General features: G+C 67.8%; 13 protein-coding genes. 9 read left to right on the plus strand and 4 right to left on the minus strand.

Annotated features, from left to right (window positions below; all coding sequences use genetic code 11):
* Window positions 1–80: 80 nt before the first annotated feature.
* A complete protein-coding gene (gene rsgA, locus KF715_13625; protein ID MBX3737732.1) occupies window positions 81–1,160 on the minus strand; it encodes a ribosome small subunit-dependent GTPase A in 1,080 nt (359 codons plus the stop codon).
* Window positions 1,161–1,273: 113 nt separating this feature from the next.
* Here rsgA and KF715_13630 point away from each other — a divergent pair, with 113 nt between their 5' ends.
* The 3 genes from KF715_13630 (at window position 1,274) to KF715_13640 (ending at window position 6,700) form a co-directional block, all read left to right on the plus strand.
* The gene (locus KF715_13630) at window positions 1,274–2,131 is read left to right on the plus strand and encodes a TonB family protein (protein ID MBX3737733.1); all 858 of its coding nucleotides are present in this window, start codon (window positions 1,274–1,276) and stop codon (window positions 2,129–2,131) included.
* A 177-nt stretch (window positions 2,132–2,308) separates the two neighbouring features.
* On the plus strand, window positions 2,309–4,072 hold the full coding sequence (locus tag KF715_13635; protein ID MBX3737734.1) for a PQQ-binding-like beta-propeller repeat protein: 1,764 nt from the start codon (window positions 2,309–2,311) through the stop codon (window positions 4,070–4,072).
* Window positions 4,073–4,318: 246 nt separating this feature from the next.
* Entirely contained in the window at window positions 4,319–6,700 is a 2,382-nt protein-coding gene (locus KF715_13640; GenBank protein ID MBX3737735.1) for an immunoglobulin domain-containing protein, read from the plus strand.
* Here KF715_13640 and KF715_13645 read toward each other — a convergent pair.
* Window positions 6,683–6,991 (minus strand): YhbY family RNA-binding protein, encoded by a 309-nt coding sequence (locus KF715_13645; protein ID MBX3737736.1) that lies wholly within the window; start codon window positions 6,989–6,991, stop codon window positions 6,683–6,685. The two genes, KF715_13640 and KF715_13645, sit on opposite strands and share 18 nt — an antisense overlap.
* A gap of 304 nt (window positions 6,992–7,295) precedes the next feature.
* Here KF715_13645 and KF715_13650 point away from each other — a divergent pair, with 304 nt between their 5' ends.
* Together KF715_13650 and KF715_13655 are read left to right on the plus strand one after the other, a co-directional pair.
* A complete protein-coding gene (locus KF715_13650; GenBank protein MBX3737737.1) occupies window positions 7,296–8,087 on the plus strand; it encodes a TonB family protein in 792 nt (263 codons plus the stop codon).
* Between the two features lie 247 nt (window positions 8,088–8,334).
* Complete coding sequence (locus tag KF715_13655) at window positions 8,335–9,132, plus strand: energy transducer TonB (protein ID MBX3737738.1); 798 nt, start codon at window positions 8,335–8,337, stop codon at window positions 9,130–9,132.
* 18 nt (window positions 9,133–9,150) lie between these two features.
* On the opposite strand, the gene KF715_13660 is transcribed toward KF715_13655, so the two are convergent.
* Complete coding sequence (locus KF715_13660) at window positions 9,151–9,846, minus strand: rRNA pseudouridine synthase (GenBank protein MBX3737739.1); 696 nt, start codon at window positions 9,844–9,846, stop codon at window positions 9,151–9,153.
* Between the two features lie 121 nt (window positions 9,847–9,967).
* Here KF715_13660 and KF715_13665 point away from each other — a divergent pair, with 121 nt between their 5' ends.
* Together KF715_13665 and KF715_13670 are read left to right on the plus strand one after the other, a co-directional pair.
* Entirely contained in the window at window positions 9,968–11,128 is a 1,161-nt protein-coding gene (locus tag KF715_13665; GenBank protein ID MBX3737740.1) for an alpha/beta hydrolase, read from the plus strand.
* Window positions 11,129–11,188: 60 nt separating this feature from the next.
* Window positions 11,189–12,868, plus strand: coding sequence for a DUF4177 domain-containing protein (locus KF715_13670; GenBank protein ID MBX3737741.1), 1,680 nt, complete (start codon window positions 11,189–11,191; stop codon window positions 12,866–12,868).
* A gap of 271 nt (window positions 12,869–13,139) precedes the next feature.
* On the opposite strand, the gene KF715_13675 is transcribed toward KF715_13670, so the two are convergent.
* On the minus strand, window positions 13,140–14,723 hold the full coding sequence (locus tag KF715_13675; protein ID MBX3737742.1) for a GH3 auxin-responsive promoter family protein: 1,584 nt from the start codon (window positions 14,721–14,723) through the stop codon (window positions 13,140–13,142).
* Window positions 14,724–14,859: 136 nt separating this feature from the next.
* Between KF715_13675 and KF715_13680 the strand changes: the two genes are divergently transcribed.
* The gene (locus KF715_13680; protein MBX3737743.1) at window positions 14,860–15,657 is read left to right on the plus strand and encodes an RNA pseudouridine synthase; all 798 of its coding nucleotides are present in this window, start codon (window positions 14,860–14,862) and stop codon (window positions 15,655–15,657) included.
* A 239-nt stretch (window positions 15,658–15,896) separates the two neighbouring features.
* Window positions 15,897–17,903 carry an enoyl-CoA hydratase/isomerase family protein gene (locus tag KF715_13685; GenBank protein MBX3737744.1) on the plus strand — a complete coding sequence of 669 codons (2,007 nt, stop codon included), beginning with the start codon at window positions 15,897–15,899 and terminating at the stop codon, window positions 17,901–17,903.
* Window positions 17,904–17,972: the final 69 nt, after the last annotated feature.

Below are 17,972 nucleotides of genomic sequence, written 5' to 3' on the forward strand. Positions count from 1 at the left end.
GCCGGGAGGTCAACGATGCGGCGGTGAGCGGTTTACCCGGGTGACGAGCGGGGGCGACGCGCCGCCGACGGGTCATGTGCTCACTCGTCGCCGCGTTTCTCGCGGACGCGCTGGCGGAGCTGCTTGGTGACCTTTTTCCACTCCGTCTTGTGCTTCTGCGAGGCGCGGCGGTCGACGCGGCGGACCTCGAAGGCGGTCTCGCGCTGGAGGCGCTGGTAGCTTTGCCAGCGGGAGAGTTCGAGCGTGCCGTCGGCGAGCGCGGCGCACACGGCGCAGCCGGGCTCGGTGGTGTGCGAGCAGTCGGTGAATTTGCAGCGCAGCGTGATCGCGCGGATGTCGGCGAAGACGTCTTCGACCGCTTCGTCGGCCTGCCAGGGCTGGAGTTCGCGCATGCCGGGCGTGTCGATGATGAGCACGCCTTCGGGGGAGACGACGAGTTCGCGCAGGGTGGTGGTGTGCCGGCCCTTGCCGTCGATGTCGCGGACTTCCTGCGTGGCGAGCAGGTCGTCGCCGACGAGTTCGTTGATGAGAGTGGATTTGCCGACGCCGGAGGAGCCGAGGAACGCGACGGTGGTGCGCGGGCGGAGCCACTCGCGCAACGGCGTGGTGCCGCCGCGTTTCAGGGCGCTGGTGACGACGATGGGCGTGCCCGGCGCGATGGCGTCGACCTCGGCGCGGCGCGCGGCGGCTTCGCGGGTGAGGTCGGATTTGTTGAGCACGATGACGGGCTGCGCGCCGCTGCTGCGGGCGGCGGCGAGGTAGCGCTCGATGCGGCGGAGGTTGAAGTTGGCGTCGAGCGAGCTGACGAGGAAGACGGTATCGATGTTCGCGGCGACGACCTGCTCGATCACTTGCAGCCCGGCGGCTTTGCGGGAGAACTTGGTGCGGCGCGGCAGCACGGCGTGGATCAGCGCGCGGGTGTCGTCGCCGGGCAGCGGCTCGATGGCGACCCAATCGCCGACGGCGGGCATGTCGGAGATGGCGCCGGTCTCGGCGAGGAACTTGCCGGTGCATTGCGCGAGGCGCGCGGTGTCGGGCGTGGTGACTTCCCAGAAGCCTTTCAACTGGAGCGTGACGCGCGCAGCCAGCAGCCCGCCCGCGGCGTGCGGCGCGAAGGCGGCGGCGAGGGCGTCGGTCCAGCCGAGGTCGGCAAGCGTCATGGACTTGGGAAATTGCGCCGCGGTCGCGCCGGTGCAACGCCGCACTTTGGACGCGGTCGCGCGACGCTAGCCGATGGAGTTAGGCTTTTTGGCGTAATGGGGGCATTCAAGGCATGCGCACCCTTGGGCAAGCGATGCAGGGGCTGAAAAGCGGGAAGGTCGTATCATGGGACATGCTCGACACGATCCACGCTCTATCCCCGGCGACGGATGTAATGAAAACCACTACAGCTCGGCGCCTCCCCGCTTCTGTTCTCGCCAGTCCGCGCTATGCGGCCGGTTCCTGGCGTTACTACGGATGCTCCAATCCCCGCGGCACGTTGATCATCGCGATCCTCGTCTCCGTCGGCATGCACGTGATGTTCCTCTACGGGTTCAATCACAAGGCCAAGGTCGTCAAGGCCGCGGCTCCGGTCGAGGAGATCATCCAGATCGCCATGCCGGACCTGAAGGAGGATGAACCCGACAAGGTCGAGGAGCTCGGCGACTCGTCCGACGACCAGACCCCGGCCATCGCCGTGCCGCAACTGGCTGACGTGCCCTCTTCGGTCTCGGTCAACCAGTTCGTGCAGCCGTTGCAGGTCCAGCCGCAGATCGCGGAGAACCTCAACGCCGCCAAGGTCGCCAAGATCCCGCTCAGCGCCACCCGCGCCCAGAAGATCGCCAACCTCGGCAAGGTGTTCGAAATCTCCCAGCTCGACCGCGCACCCTCGCCCATCGCGCAACCGCCGCCCGCGTTCCCGTATTCCCTGCGCCAGCAAGTCTCCGAGGCGAAGGTCACGCTCGAGTTCATCGTCGACTCCAACGGCGAAGTCGTCGCCCCCATGGTCACCGACTCCTCGCACCACGGCTTCGATGAGGCGGCGATGGTCGGCGTCTCGAAGTGGAAGTTCCGCCCCGGCATGAAGGCCGGTCGCAAGGTCAATACCCGCGTCCGCCAGGTGATCAACTTCACCATCGGCGACGAGTGAGAATCTGAATTTGCCGGGTGAGCGGGAGATATTTGCCCGCCGCCCGGTCGAGCATCCGGGCCGGTCCCGCGTGTGGTTTTTCCGCGGGGCCGCGCCACGGGTGCGGGCCACCTACGCAGCTCTGCGTATGGGCCTCGCGCCGAGGCGCTGTTAGGTTGGGAGCGCAGATTGCGCTCCATGAAGAAACTTACCCCGCTCCTCGCGCTGTGGCTTGCGTTGGCCACCTCGCTCCTTGCCGGCACCGCCGCGAAATCCATCTGGACCCAGGCCCTCGGCGCCGACGCCAAATGGTATCAGCTCACTTCGGCCGGCACGCTCCTGGTCGGCACCGCGGAGGCCTTGGTCTCCGTCAATCCCGACGACGGCAAAGTGCTCTGGAAGCGCGCCGACATCGCGAAATCCACCCGCAACAACGCCGTCGAGATCGCCGGCACGCCTTGGATCGTCGCCAATAATTTCGCCGGCCTGGGCAACTCCAAGGTCACGATGCAGGCGCTCGATCTCCTCACCGGCGAGACCGTCTGGAAGACGCCCCAGATGAACGGCCAATACCTCGACACCATCGCCGCGCCGCACAAGGGCCTCGTGATTTTCGTCCTCCAAACCTGGGGCGAGAAAGACGACGGCATCTACCTCCGCGCCCACGACCTCGCGACCGGTGCGGCGAAGTGGTCGGTGAAATTCTGCAAATCCCAAGGCATCCCGCTCCACCTCGCCGACGGCAGCGGCAAGTTCATGCCGACGATGGATCTCTCCGGTTACCACGATCCCGTTTTCGACGGCGACGAGATGTTCCTCGGCTACCTCGGCATCCACTGCATCGACCTCAACACCGGCGCCATCAAGTGGGGCGTGGATTTCCCGCCCGGTGCCAAGGGCCTCAAAAAGACCTACGCGCCGCTCCGCCTCGAGGGCGACATGATCTACGGTGCCGGCGGCGGTAGCGTCGTCGCCGTCAATCGCCGCACCGGCCAGCAGGTCTGGAAGAGCGAGCGCATTTCCGAATACGCCGGCCTCTTCAAGGCGCGCGACAACGCCATCGTCTCCCAGCTCGAAGTCGTAGACGGAAAAATCTTCGCACGCTTCGGCGGCAACTTCTCCGACGGCAACCAAGTCCTCCTTCGCGAACCGCTCGGCGTCGTCGTGCTCGACGGCGCGACCGGCAACCCCATCTACAAGGACCAGAAAATCGAAGGCGGCCTCACCAACCTCATGGTGCTGCCCGAGGCGCACGCCGTGATGTTCGCCGACGGCAAGGAACTCGTCGGCCTCTCCACGCAGGGCGCGACCGTCACCGAAACGTTCCGCGTGCCGATCGAGTTCAAGCGCAAGATGGGCGGCAGCGACGTCGCCAAGATCGGTCTCGGCCTCACCGGCGGCCTCATGGGCACGATCAAAGCCGTCAGCTCCTCCAGCAAGGCCCGCCTCGACGTGCCGGTCGCGATCACGCGCCAGAACGGGCACATCGTCGTGCAAGGCAAGCAGCACCTCCTCGGCTTCGACCCGCTCGCGAAGCAGCAGAAGTGGTCGCTCTACTACGCCGCGCCGAGCGACGCCTTCGCGACGCTCGCGATGTTCGCCGTCACCGCGCTCGCCTCCGCGCAAGGCAACATGCAGGTCGCGCAGAATGGCGGCATCCTGAACAGCGGCGGCCAGCAGGGCATGAACAACATCCAGTCCGCCCTCGACCGCTACAACTCCTACACTGAAAAACGCGCCGCTCGCGCCGGCGGCTCGAAGGCCACCGAGAGCTACACCTACATCGTGACGAAGCTGCCGAAATCCGGCCTCGGTCTCTACGGCGTGAACCTCGCCAGCGGCGAGACGGACCGCGAGATCGCGCTCGGCGCGAAGGACCCCGACTACCTCGCCGACGAGAAGACCGGCCGCGTCTACTATTTCAAGGACCACGACACCATCGTCGCCTATGCGTTCAACTGAGCGCGGAACCTTTCCCGCGCGCGTGCGTCAGACGCGTCCGAACCCATTGTCCTGAACGCGAGCGGGGGACATGCGCCCGCCAGCTCAGATCCACAATACTGCGGCCTCGCACTCCGAAATCGCGGAGGCGAGGCCGCGCTGCATTTGAGGATCTCTTAACGCTTCGGGGATTCCCCCGATGCGCAGCGGCGTGGCGGGAGGTGCGCGCGAGTAGCGGGAAATCCGAGATGGATTGTCGCGGGGGGCATGAACCGGACCGTTTCTCGTCGCATCAGCTGCCTGTTTGGGGGCGCATTCGTCGCGCTCTTTGCGCTGACACAAACCACCCTGGCGGCGAACGCCTATTATTTCGGCACCTGGGCGGGCACCTCGAGCAGCGGCACGGCCGACGGGGCCGGCAGCGTGGCGCGCTTCTACAATCCCGCAGCGCTCGCCGCCGATGCCGGCGGCAATCTCTATGTCGCCGACACGGGCAACCACACGCTGCGTGTCGTCACGCCGGCGGGCGTGGTGAGCACGCTGGCCGGCACGCCGGGACAGGCGGGGCGCAACGATGGCCCGGGCACGACGGCGCTGCTTAACATGCCGCAGGCGGTCGTGCTGCATTCCGACGGCAACCTCTATGTGGGCGAAGCCACGGGGATCAGTCGTGTGACCCGCGACGGTCGGGTCACGAATCTGCTCGGCACAACCGTTTTCCCCAATGGTGTCATCGCATTGGCCAGCGATTCAACCGGGACGCTCCTTGCCGCCGACCAGTCGCACATTGTGCGCGTCACCCTGCTCGGCGAAGCCGTGACACTCTACAATGTGGCGAACATTTGGTCCGGTCCGTCCAGCGCCGCGACCGCTTCGATCGGCGCGCTCGCGCACGATACCGCAGGCAATATTTTCGTGGCGATCAATGGCGTCGTGCCGGGCTCGAATGGCTCCTCCAATCAGAATCAGGCACGCGTCTACCGCATCGCGCCGGGCGGGTCCATGGCGGCGATCGGCGATGAAACCAATGGTCTCGCCGGAGTCGGCCACATTCGTGGCCTCACGGTCGACAGCCAAGGCGCAGTTTACGCCGCAGCTTCGAGCTGTGCCATTTTCCGTATCTCGGGCGGACAGCTCTCAGTCTACGCCGGCATGTCCGGCAGTGTCGGAGCGCGCGACGGCGCGGCGGCGCAGGCGCTCTTCAACAACCCGCTGGGTCTCGCCTTCGACGGCACCGGCAACCTTTTCGTCTGCGAAATGAACAACACCATCCGGCGCATCACGTCGGCGGGTGTCGTGAGCACGGTGGCGGGCATTCCTGCGGAGGACAGCGCCCGTCACTTCGATGCGCGCGGCAGCGCCGCCCGCTTCAATGGGCCGGCCGCGATCGCGCTGGCGGCGAACGGCGTCGTCTATGTCGCCGATCGTTCGAACCACGTCATCCGCCGCATCGCGGCCGACGGCACGGTGACGACACTCGCCGGCGCGCCCGGCCAGGCCGGCTACGTCGACGGCCCGGCCGGCGAGGCACGTTTCAATCTTCCGAGCGATCTCGCGGTCGATGCCGCCGGCAATGTCTATGTGATCGAGAGCAGCGGCGGTGTCCGCAAAATCACGCCGAGCGGCGATGTGTCGACGCTCACCGGCGGAGCCGCGATGGGCACCGCGCCGGCCCCGGATGGGCAGGGCAGTGCCGCGAAATTCGGCGTGTTGACGAGCATCGCGGTTTCGCCAGCGGGCGATATCTACGTGGCCGAGGCGCCGGGCTACTCGGCGACCTATGGATCGGTCTGGGCCCGCCTGCGGCGCATCACGCCGACGGGCGTTGTGACCACGATCTCGTCGCTCCCCGTCAATCCGCACACGTATTTCTCCAGCCTCGCGTTCGATCGTGACGGAGTGCTCTACGCGGCGGACCCGATCTACGGCTCCATCGTCAAGGTCCCGCCGCAAGGCACGGGCGAGCGGATTCGCACCGATGAATTTTTTCCGCGGCGACTTGCGGTCGACAGCGGCGGCAACCTGATCATGACCGAGGATCGCGCCTACGGGGCGACTCGTGTCGCGCGCTTCACCGCCGGTGGACAACTCGAGGTGATCGGCGGTGCCCGCTACGCGTTCGGACATCACGACGCTGTCGGGACGCGCGCCCGATTCTACTCGCTCACCGGCATCGCGGTGGACGGGCAGGGAGCGATCTACCTGACGGACGACGATGACACCGTGCGCAAAGGTGTGCCGGCCTCCGCACCGAGCATTCTCAGCCAGCCAGCCGGGCAATCGGTGACCAGTGGCGCAGCAGTGACGTTTGCGGTTTCCGCGGCCGCGGTGCCGGAGCCGCTCTACCAATGGTATTTCAACGGCACGGCGATCGTCGGCGCCACGAGCAGCAGCTACACGATCGCCGCCGCGACGTCCGCGCACGCCGGCAACTATCACGTCGTCGTTGCCAACGAACTCGACTCCGTCGCCAGTGCGACTGCCGCGCTCACCGTGACCGCGGCGCCGAGCGGAGGCGGCAGCGGGAGCGGAACGGGTGTCGCGAGCGGCGGCGGCGGTGCGCCGTCGGACTTCTTTCTTGCCGCCTGCGGCATGCTCGCGCTCGCCCGCTGGTGGCAGCGGCGCCGTGCGTCAGTTTGCGGCGAGTAGCTTCGAGCCTTCCGGGCCGGGCCGCCAGAAGAGCGCCGTGTGACCCACGGCGCCGACGCACAGGCACGCCGCGTCGCGCTCGATCACCTCGCACAGCGCCGCGCGTTCGTGGCGATCCTGGCCGCCGGTGAAGCGCAGCTTCACCAGTTCGCGCGCGTCGAGCTGGCGGAGCAGCTCGGCGAGGAACTCCGTCGTCACGCCGTCGCGGCCGAGCCACGCGTGGTCGGGCAGCGTTTGGCCGCGACCGCGGAGCTGGGTCTTTTGCGCGCCGGTGAGAGCAGGGAGAGACATGCGCGCAACAGAGGCGAAACAGTCGCGCATGAAAAGCCCGGAATGACGGTGCCGGTCGGCGCGGCGATTTTCCCACACGCGGGACGGACCGTTCCCGTGCGCGCGGATTCCGGCCGGGGGCCGAAAGGCGAAGCGGAAATTTAACTCGTTGAGCGCGCGTGCGCTTCCAGCCGTCGCCGCGCGTTGGCACGTCCATTGCAAAAGGGAAGCGCACCATCCGCCCGCGCCGCGCTTTTCAGTTTCTGAAACTTCCGCGCCGCTTGCGGGGTGAGACTAGCAACAAGACTTCCCGCCCACTTTTCCCATGATGACCACGAACACGCTCCGCAAATCCCGCCCGGCCCGTCCGCATTTTCCGCGCGGCGCCTCCACGGCGCTGCCGATGACGCCCGCGCCGGCTGGCAGCTGGCGCTATCCGTCCGCACCGAAGGCGCACTGGAGTCTCGCGCTCGCGATCGTCGCCGCGCTCAGCCTGCACGCCGCGATGTTCTACGGTTTCAACTCGAAGCCCGTGCGCCCGCGCGCTGCGGCGCCGCAAACGGCCGAGCAGGTCATCCAGCTCGAGATGCCGCCGGTCGTGCCCGAGGAAACCGAGGACAAGCCCACCGAGCTCGCCGAGGAATCTGCTCCCACCGTTGCGGTGCCGCAGCTGGCCGAGGTGCCGACCAGCGTCTCGCTGACGGATTTCACGCAGACGATCGATCTGCGCCCGAAGACCGAAGTCGACGCCAACGCGCTCCGCTCGATGACCATCCCGGTCAATCACGGCCGCGGCGGCAACGGCCTCGGGCACGGCGGCGACATCTTCAAGCTGTCCGATCTCGATCGCGTGCCCCAGGTCGTCGCGCAACCGGAGCCGCAGTTTCCGCAGGATCAAGGACTCGAAGGCGGCGTCGTGCGCGTGAGCTTCATCGTCGATGTCGACGGCAACGTCCGCGACCCGAAGATTGTCGACGCCACCGACCACGCGTTCGAGAACCCGGCGATCAGCGGGGTGAAGAAGTGGAAATTCCGCCCCGGCATGAAGGGTGGCCGCAAGGTCGCGACGCTGATGGAAGTGCCCATCCGCTTCGTGCTGACCGATCCGCAGGGCTGAGTTTTCCCACCGGGAAATGGGTCGCGCGCCGCGAACGCCGGCGCGCGCTTCTTTTATCCGGGCGACGGTTCCGCCTGACACGCAGGCGTTGCGGAAAAGTCACATTGTGCGCCGCCCTGTCGCGCGACCGCGGGTAAATTGCGGCGGGATTTGCGAAGATTCGGTGACGGCGGGGGAGGTCACTTGAGTTTCGTTCCGTTCATCCCTCTGTGTGCGCTGCCGGAATCCCGGCGCCTCCCGAATGCCTATGAAAACTCACGATCTTCTCCGTTCCACGCGCTGTGTGCGCGCTCATTTCCCGCTCGCTCCGCTCGACGCGCGAGTCCCGCTCTCCTCCGCTCGCGGCGATTGGCGCTACCCGAAAACGCCGAAGACTGGCGGCGCGCTCGTCGTCGGCGCGCTGGCCGCGCTCGGCCTGCACGCGGCGATGTTCTACGCCCTGCCCAAACCTCCGCCGCGCGCCGTCCGCGCGGTCGTGACGAACACCGAGCCGACGATCCAGATCGCGCTGCCGCCACCTCCGCCGGAGGAAGCCGACGAGGCGCCCCGCGAACTCGTCGACCAATCCGCCGCGGCGGTCGCGGTGCCGCAGCTCGCGGAGTTGCCCACCAGCGTCGCGCTCAGCGATTTCACGCAGACGGTCGATTTGCGCCCGCGCGTGGACGCGGACGTAGGCGCGCTGAAGTCGATGACGATTCCCGTTCTCCGCGGACGCGGCGGCGCCGGCTTCGGCGGCGCGGGCGCCATTTTCAACCTCGCGCAACTCGACCGTGTGCCCGAGCCGATCGCGCAGCCGATGCCGGCGTTCCCGAAAGGCGTCCGCCTTGTCGGCATCGATCGGGTGGTCGTCGAAGTGGAATTCATCGTCGATGCGGAAGGCCGCGTGCTCGAGCCGCGCATCGCGAGCTCGAACGCCCACGAATTCGACCACGCTGCGCTCGCCGGCGTCGCGCGGTGGAAATTCCGCCCCGGCGTCCTGTCGGGTCGCAAGGTGGCGACGCGGATGTCCGTGCCGCTGAAGTTCGACCTCACCGCGCGCGAATAGGCGCGCGCGTCGCGTCGCTCACGCGAACGTGTTCAACGGCAGCTCGCGCCACGTGCCCGGCGCGAGCTCGCCGAGTTCGAGATGGCCGAAGCGCGCGCGATGCAGCGTGAGCACTTCGCCGCCCTGGCTCGCGAACATGCGGCGCACTTGGTGATAGCGGCCTTCGGTCAGCGTGAGCTCCGCCTCGCGCGGGCCGAGCACGCGCAGCTCGGCGGGCGCGCACGGCGCGGTTTCGCCGCGCAGCACGAGCGTGCCGCTCGCGAAAAGCTCAGCGAGGCCGGGCGGCAGATCGGCGTCGACGGTGGCGCGGTAGATTTTCGGGACCTTGTGCTTGGGCGAAGTGAGACGATGGACGAGGTCGCTCTGGTCGGTGAGCAGCAGCACGCCGCTCGTATCCTTGTCGAGGCGGCCGATGGTCGTGAGCTGCGGGTTGCGCCGCTGCCAACGCGGCGGCAGCAGGCTGTAGACGCTCGGGCCTTCGCGGATGTCGTGCGAGCAGACGAGCCCGACCGGCTTGTGCATGAGCAGCAGCAAGCCGTCGGGATGGTCGAGCGGCTCGCCGTCGACCTGCACGAGCGCCGCGGAGGTTTTCTCGCCCGGATCGTCGGCGGTCTGGCCGGCGATCGTCACGCGCCCGTCGTCGATCCAATCGCGCGCCTCGCGGCGCGAACAGTAGCCGAGGTTGGCGAGCAGTTGATCGAGACGGCGGAGCATCGGAGAGCGGAAGACTGAGGACGGAGAACCGGAGGTGGAGGAAAGAGGACAGGAGACGGGGCGGGCGGGGCGAGGCTGAAATAATGTCGTCCGCGCGCCGGCTTCCCGCGTAACAAGGGGCATGTTTCAGCTGTTGCTCGCGGCGGTGATCGTCGCCGGCGCCTACGCGGCGTCGTTCACGCTCCATCACGCGCCGCTGTGGTCGTGGATTTGGAAAGTCGCGCTCGCGGTGGGCGAATACGGCGTCTGGTTCCTGCCGCTCGCGTTTGGCCTGGGCGCGATCGCGTGGGCGACGACGGGTGACGGGCTGCGGGTGACTCTCGTGGCGCTGTGCGGATTCGCGGTCGTGGCGCTGCTGCGGCCGGTGGCGGGTGCGCTCGCGATCGGTGCACGCTTGCCGCGGGAGCTGGCGGCGGCCTTCGGTGTGCCGGATGGGGACGGCGCGCGCGCGGCGTTTTCGCCGGTGCGGCTCGTGTTTCATCCGGAGCAGCCGATGGTGCCGGTGGAGACGCATGTTTTTGCGCGTCCGGCGGGCGAGGAGTTGAAACTGGATTTTTATCGCGCGGCGCGGTCGGGTGCGGCGGGCGCACCGTGCATCGTGGTCGTGCATGGCGGCGGTTGGGATGGCGGCGACCGGCAGCAAATTCCCGAGTGGGATCACCGCTGGGCGGCGCGCGGCTACGCCGTGGCGGCGATCTCGTATCGGTTGGCGCCGAAATTCATCTGGCCGGCGCAGCGCGAAGACGTGCTCGCGGCGATCGCTTGGCTGAAGGCGCACGCGCGCGAACTCGGCGTCGATGCGGCGCGGTTCGTTCTGCTCGGCCGCTCGGCTGGCGGGCAAATCGCCACGGCAGTGGCCTACGGCGCGCACGATCCGGCGATTCGCGGCGTGGTCTCGTTCTACGCGCCGCAGGACATGGAGTTCGCGTGGGGCGTGTCGCGCGAGGACGATGCGCTGAATTCCGTGAATCTCATGCGCCAGTATCTCGGCGGTCCGCCCGATTCGCCGGAGCGCATAGCGCGCTACCTGAGCGCCAGCGCACAGGCGATGATCGGTCCGGAGACGCCGCCGACGCTGTTGTTGCACGGCGCGCCCGACACGCTCGTCTGGCACCGGCACAGCGAGCGGCTGACCGCGGCGCTGCAGGCGGCCGGCGTGCGGCACTATTTTCTCTCGCTGCCGTGGGCGACGCACGCCTTCGACTTCAACCCCGATGGGCCGGGCGGGCAGCTGGCGGACCACGCGATCGGATTTTTCCTGCGCGCGGTGATGCGCGACTGAGGGCCGCCGCCGAGTTTAGGCTGGCCACGGTGCGGCGGTTCCGGGTTGATGGCCGCTCACATGTCCAACTGGGAATATAAAGTCATCACCAGCGGCAAGGGCGGCTTCGCGTCGCCGGCATTGCTGGAAAAATTTCTCAACGATCTCGGTCAGGAAGGTTGGGAAATCATCAACTTTCACACGCAACCCGACAATCTGCTGGCGTTCACCGGCCTCGTGCGTCGCACGACGCAACGGGACTGGACGCTCGAGGATGCCGCGGCGGCCGCGGCCCGCGCCGAGGCCGACAAGCTGCGCGCGGAGTTCGAGGCGAAGTTCAAGGCGGGCAACAGCAACGCCCCCGCCCAATCCGCCGAGGAAGCCGGCGACACGTTTCTCGCCGAGGAAAAGGTCGGCGCCGACGACGGTTTGCGCCGCCTCCGCGACACCTCGCGCGACGACGACCGCGACGCCGCGGAAGAAGAGGGTGGCGAGAAGGAGGACGATTGGGACAAGCTCGCCGAAGAGGACGAGTTGCCGACGTTCTTCGACGCCATGCGTCCGCACATGCGCAAGAACCAGCGCGGCCCGGGCATGAGCGTGGGCGTCGACTACCTCGCCAAGAAGTGGAAGATGGAGGAGTCGGACATCAAGGGCGCGCTCGTCGAGTGCGGCCTGCAAATTCCCGCCGACGAGAACGCCAAGCCCGTCTACGTCGAGTTCGAAGGCGACATCTATTGGGTGAACATCAATCGCCGCGGCGAGATCTGGATCAACACCCGCGAGAAACCCGAGCCGGTGTTCCGCATCGCCGCCGGCAAGCGCCTCAGCGACGAGGAGGCGCCGATCGACCCCGCCGCTGCGCAGCGTGAAGAACGCCGTCAGCAGCAGGAGACGCGCGCCGAGCGCCAATCCGATGTTGCCGCCCAGCCGCGCGAGTCGCAGCCGAATGCCGCGCCGCAAGGTGCCGCACCGACGCAGCCGCCTGCGCCCAAGACCTTCCTCGACAAAGTCCGCGGCCTCATGCGTCGCAATCGCCGTGGCCACGGTTGGTCGGGCAGTTTCGGCTTCCTCACGAAGGCGCTCCGCACCGACGACGCGGGCTTGCTCGCGCAACTCGCCGAGCAGGGCCTCAAGATGAAGGACGACGGCGTCGAGAAGCCGCTTTTCCACGAGGAGGGCGACTTCCTCTACTGGATGGACAAGAACCAGCGCGGTGAAATTTGGATCAACGCCCGCAAGAATCGCGGCGGCCAGAAACCCGACGGCACCGACGCCGGCGGCGATGAAGCCGCCGAACCCGGCGCGCCCGAGTCGGCCGTCGAGCCGACCGGCGCGCCCGCGGCCACAGCGTCACCGGCGCCGGTCGAATCCACCGCCACGGCGCCCGAACCGGCTTCGGCTCCCGTTCCGGCGACCGAACGCGTCCGGGCCGACACGCTCGAAGCGCTCCGTTTGCTCCTCCAACCGAAGAAACGCGGCGACGGCGTCACGGCGAAGATCGACGATCTTTCCACGCAGATCGGCCGCCCCGCGATCGAGATTCTCGAGGCGCTCGTCGCCGCCGGGCTCAATGTCCCCGATGACGCCAAGGCGAAGCCCACCTTCGGCGAGCGCAACGGCGAGATCTTCTGGCTGAATCGCAACGCCAAGGGCGACCTCTGGCTCAATGCCAAGGATTCGAAGGCGAAACGCGCCCGTTCGAAGAAGAAGGACGAGGGCGAAGACTCGTCCGACGACGACGGCAGCAGCGAAGACTGAGCGATTCGCGACTACGCACCTCTTTCAGCGGAGCCCGCACGGCTCCGCTTTTTTTTCGCCGCGCATTTGTTGGTTACAAACGGCCCGGGCCGCCCGGCAAGAAACGCGGAGCGGCTCACGGCCCGATGTGGGAAAATCCCGGCGCACGCACGCCTTAGGGGTCGGGGTCCGCGGTGTGCGCAAGTTTCAAGGACCCCAGGGAAACGCCGGGCGACGGATTCATCTCCGCCGCCCGGAAAGCTTTTTGCCCTCGGCGCCCAGTCGCGCGTCCTCAGCTCGAGCGAACCGGCGGCTGCGTGTGGAAGCGGGCGATGCCGGCGAGCTGGTCGGCCACGAGGCGGTCGCTGCGGCAGCGGGCGAATTTGCCCGCGCCTTCGCGCAGGCCGTGCAGGCGCGTCCATTCGTTGAACGTCCCCGGCATCACGAGGCGCACGAGCGGTGCTTCGAGCGCGCCGTTCGCGCGACGGCCCGTGTAGTCAAGTTGGTGCCGGCTGAGTTCGAGATCGAGTTCCGCGGCGAGCAGCGGGCCGGTCGGCGTGCGCACGGTGCCCGGGCGAAGTTCGATCCACCATTCGTGACAGCCCTGCGGGCGCGGCACCATGCGGGTGAAATACGGCGCGACGTGAAAATTCACCGGCGTCCACTCGTTGCGCGCGCACACGGCGAGCAGCGCCGCGGTGACTTCGCGTTCGCTCACCCGTTCGGCGAAGGAGTTCAACTGGAGTTTCGTGCGGCCGGTGAAGACGAGGCGTGCGGGTTTGGTGGAGACGAACATCACCGTGTCACCCACGAGGCAGCGGCAAAGGCCGGCGGGCGTCGAGACGATGAGGGCGTATTCCACGTTGGGCTGCACGTCGGCCAGCGACACGCATCGGTTGCCGAGCGTCGAGAGGTCGGCATCGGCGAGTTCGCGCGCCGGGAGGAATTCGAAGAACAGCCCGTGATCCGTGAGCAGACGGAGTCCGGCTCCTGTGTCGCCATCCTGCGCGGCGTAGATGCCCTCGGCGCCCGCATAAAGCTCGTGCAACGCGACGTCGGGTCCGAGGTTCGCGCGCAGGTCGTCGGCGAAAATGCCGAGGATCGAGCCGGAGTGCAGGCAGCAGGCGAGCTTCGGCCAGACGGCGCGGAGGTGCTGCACCCGCCGCTTGTCGGTGCTATGGTGTGCGCGTGTCGCCTCGGCGAGGGCGGCGAGCGAGGACGGAGTGCCCGCGACGAGGCGCACGTCCCAGTTCGAACATTTCTCGGCGACGGCGCGCATCTTTTCCTCGCCTTCTGGCAGACGCGCGACGGCGCGCGGCGGAGCGTAGAGATTCTTCTCGCTCCACTCGCTGAGCGCCAGCGGGACCATCGCGTCGAGGTAGCCGGCGTAGGCGCCGCCGGATTCGTTGAGCGCCGTGCTCGCGCCGATGTGCAGATGGCGTCCGGCGAAGAGTTCGGGTTGCCCGGTTTGCGCGGCGTGCAACAGCAGGGCGTCGCCCAGCGCGGCGCGGTAGTGCGCGAGCATGGCGGGCGTGGCGGGCAGCGGCTTGGGCGTGCCGTCGACGGTGCCGGCGGTGTAGACGAAGAAGCGGCAGCGGCCCGGCCAGAGCACGTCGGTGGCGCCGGCGGCCATGCGCTCGACCCAGCCCTTGAAATCCCCCGGCGTGCGCAGCGGCACCTGTGTGCGATAGTCGGCGTAGGCGGTCCGCGGGCCGAGGCCGTGCTGGCGGCCGAACTCCGTGTGCGCGTGCGCGGCCATGAGCGCGGCGAAGGCGCGTTGCTGGCCGGCGCTGTCGCGGCCGCGCAGGCGTCGTTGCAGGTGCCGCATGCGGTAGCTCGCGATGAGTTTCACGAGGAAGCGCGGCGCGAGCGTCATGGCGGCAAGTGAAGGGATTACGCGGCGCGAAGCCAGAGTGGAGCGGGGATGGTCGGCGAAATTCTTTTAAAAGCGCCGGTTTGCGGCGCGGATAAACGTTGCCGCGCCCGCGGCGTTGCCGTTCAACACGCGCCGCATGCCGTCGTTGCCGCCGGTCATCTTCGAGGACGAGGCGCTCATCGCCTTCGACAAGCCCAGCGGGTTGCTCATCGCGCCCGATCGCTGGGATAAGTCGCGCGCGAACCTCATGGACCAGGTGCACGCGGCGCTCGGGCACGGCGTGGCCAACGTCCATCGCATCGATGCCGACACGAGCGGCGTCGTGCTATGCACCAAGACGAAGCCCGCCCTGGATTTCGTGAGCGGCCAGTTTCAGTCGAAGACGGTCGAAAAGCTCTATCTCGCGTTCGTCGTCGCGGCCGGCCCGTGCGCCGCGCCATGGGCGGGGGGCACGACGCCGATCGCCGACGCGACGGGTGGCTTGCCGGAGGCGTTCACCGTCGAACTCGTATTGAAGGAAGACGACGCCCAGCCGGGACGCATGTGCGTCGTGCGCAAGCACGGCAAAGGTGCGGTGACGGACTTCAAGGTCAGCGAGCGCTTCGGTGCGTTCACGCTGCTCGAATGCCGGCCGCAGACCGGTCGCACGCACCAGATTCGCGTGCATCTCGCGGCGAGCGGTTGGCCGATCCTCAACGACCCGTTCTACGGCAACGACACGCGGCTGCTGCTCTCGGACCTGAAGCGCGGCTACAAAGGGCGCGACGACGAGCGTCCGCTGATCGCGCGCCTCGCGCTGCACGCTCGCGCGCTGACGTTCACGCATCCGCTCTCGCGCGAACGCGTCACGGTCTCCGCGCCGTTGCCGCACGATTTCGAGATCGCGCAGAAATACCTCCGCAAATTCGCCGGTCCAGGCGCCCGGCGGCGTTGAGTGGTCGCGCGGGCCGGGCCCATCGCCCCGTGGCAGCGTTGCACCGCGCAAAGCCGCATGCCGAGAAAGCTCCGGCGTCGGCGCGAAGTTTTTGTTATCCATTAAGAACTTTGTGGTGCGATGCGGGGTGGGCGGACGGGCTTACATTTGTCATACAGCGGCTAATAGTTGGCGGGCGCGCTGGCCTTGGCGTTGCGAGTGGTCGTGGTGCGGAGTTCCTTGGCGCCACTCTTTCCCCCATGAGTAACCCCGCTACGGTTTCCCACTCCGTCGATGCCGACGGCATCGGCTGGATCGTTTTCGACGACCCCACGAGTCGCGCCAACGTCTTCAATCCCCCGACCCAGGCCGCACTGCGCGCCGCAGTCGAGGCGCTCGCGGCGCAGCCGGTAAAGGCGGTCGTAGTCACGAGCGGGAAAGAGAAAATCTTCATCGCCGGCGCGGATCTGAAATGGCTCGGCAAGATCGCGACGCCCGCGGAGGGCAAGGACGCCTCGCGCGGAGGGCACGCACTGTTCGGCTTGTTGGACAACTTCAAGGTGCCTGTCGTGTGCGCGATTCACGGCGCGTGCGCCGGCGGCGGCTACGAACTCGCGCTCGCGTGTCACTGGCGCGTCGCGAGCGACGCGAAGGAAACTGTCATCGGCCTGCCGGAAGTCGGCATCGGTTTGATTCCCGGCTGGGGCGGCTGCGCGCGCCTGCCGCGACTGATCGGGGCGAAAGCCGCGGTCGATCACATCCTGAAGGCGCAGCTGCTGCCCGCCGCCGAGGCGCACAAGGCCGGACTCGTCGATGAACTCGTGCCGGCAACCGAGTTGAAGGCGCGTGCGAAAGCCGCCGCGCTGAAGCTTGCCGCGAACGGCAAGCCCGCGCGCGCCGGTGCGCCGACCGCGGACGCGACGTTTTTCGCGGAGCAGCGCAAGATTGCCGCTTCGCGTATGCGCGGGCAACCCGCGCCGGCCGCGGTGCTCGAAGCCGTGGAAAAGGGCGCCGGGGTTTCCCTCGACGCGGCGTTGGAGATCGAAGCGTCGCTCTTCGGCGAAATCGCCGCCGGCGACGTGGCGCACAACATGGTGCACGTGTTCTTCCTCAAGGATGCGGTGAAGAAGCTCACGGTCGACGCATGGTTCCAGAAACCGGCGGAGGCCGTCGCGCCCGCGCCGTTCCGGAAGATCGGCGTGATCGGCGCCGGCGTCATGGGCTCGGGCATCGCGCAGTGGTGCGCAGCGCGCGGCTACAGCGTCGTGATGCGCGACGTGAAACCGGAGTTTGTCGAGCGCGGCCTCGCGGTGATCAAGGGCCTCTTCGACGAAGCGGCGAAGCGCGGCAAGATGTCCGCCGACGCCGCGGCGCAGGGCGCGGCGCGCGTGCAGGGCACGACGGAGCTGGCGGCATTCGCCGACTGCGACCTCGTGGTCGAGGCGATCGTCGAGAACGTCGCCGCGAAGCAGGCGCTGTTCGCGGAGTTGTCGAAGGTCGTGCGTGCGGATTGCGTGCTGGCGTCGAACACCTCGGCGTTGCCGATCGAGGAACTCGCGGCGACGGCGACGCAACCCGGCCGCACGATCGGCATCCACTTCTTCAATCCGGTCAGCCGCATGCCGCTGATCGAGATGGTCCTCTCGCCGCACACGACGCGCGAGACGGCGGACCGCGTGCTGGCGTTCGCGAAGCACCTCGGCAAGACGCCGGTCATCTGCCGCTCCTCGCCGGGCTTCCTCGTGACGCGCGTGCTGTTCTTCTACCTCAACGCCGCGTGCGAACTCTGGGAGCAAGGCGTGCCGACGGACACGATCGATCGCGCGATGCGCGACTGGGGCTGGCCGATGGGCCCGATGCGCCTGATCGACGAGGTCGGCGTGGACGTGACGGATTTCATCTACGGCGAGATGAAGCACTATTTCCCGGCGCGTTTCGGGAGCACGAGCGTGTGCGGCCAGATGCTCGCCGCCGGCATGAAGGGCCGGAAGAACGGCGCGTCGACCGGCTTCTACGTCTACGACGGCGGCAAGGAGGCGTTGAATCCGGCGATGGCGTCGTTCGCGCCGGCCGCGGTGAAGACGATGGACGCGCAGGCGATCGCGGAACATCTCAACGGCGTGATGATCGCCGAGACGAAGCGTGTGCTCGACGAAGGCGTGTTGAAGACCGCGGACGACGCGGACTTCGCGCTGCTGATGGGCACGGGATTCCCGGCGTTCCGCGGCGGCCTGATGCGCTACGCGCGCGCACACCGACGCGGCTGACGCGGCGCTTAGCGGCACAGTTCCTCCACGCAACCTTGCATCGCGGCATCCAGAATTGCCGTTGCCGCA

This window comes from Candidatus Didemnitutus sp., assembly GCA_019634575.1.
Classification (GTDB): Bacteria; Verrucomicrobiota; Verrucomicrobiia; order Opitutales; family Opitutaceae; genus Didemnitutus.